The 313-nt window shown below is 50.5% G+C and carries 2 tRNA genes; both read left to right on the top strand.

The features are described 5' to 3' along the window. Window positions 1-81 precede the first annotated feature (81 nt). Window positions 82-158 (top strand) — tRNA-Arg (locus H4I94_RS16230). 39 nt (window positions 159-197) lie between these two features. After that, window positions 198-273, top strand: a tRNA-His gene (locus tag H4I94_RS16225). Window positions 274-313: the final 40 nt, after the last annotated feature.

Below are 313 nucleotides of genomic sequence, written 5' to 3'. Positions count from 1 at the left end.
CAGAGGGTCGTAGGTTCGAATCCTACTGCTCCGACCAATTCTTCAAGGCGAGTATCGCATGATAGTAATATCATCGGTCATGCGCCTGTAGCTCAGTTGGATAGAGCATCCGCCTTCTAAGCGGATGGTCACAGGTTCGAATCCTGTCAGGCGCGCCATTTGGTAGTCTGGTATTATAGAACCAAAATGTTGTAACGGTGGATGTAGCTCAGTTGGTAGAGCCCCGGATTGTGATTCCGGTTGTCGTGGGTTCGAATCCCATCATTCACCCCAATTTCGGAGTATGGCGCAGCTTGGTAGCGCATCTGGTTTG

The sequence above is a fragment of the Acinetobacter sp. T_3_1 genome, from assembly GCF_025377055.1.
Classification (GTDB): Bacteria; Pseudomonadota; Gammaproteobacteria; order Pseudomonadales; family Moraxellaceae; genus Acinetobacter; species Acinetobacter kookii.
This window is presented reverse-complemented; position numbering and strand designations above follow the sequence as displayed.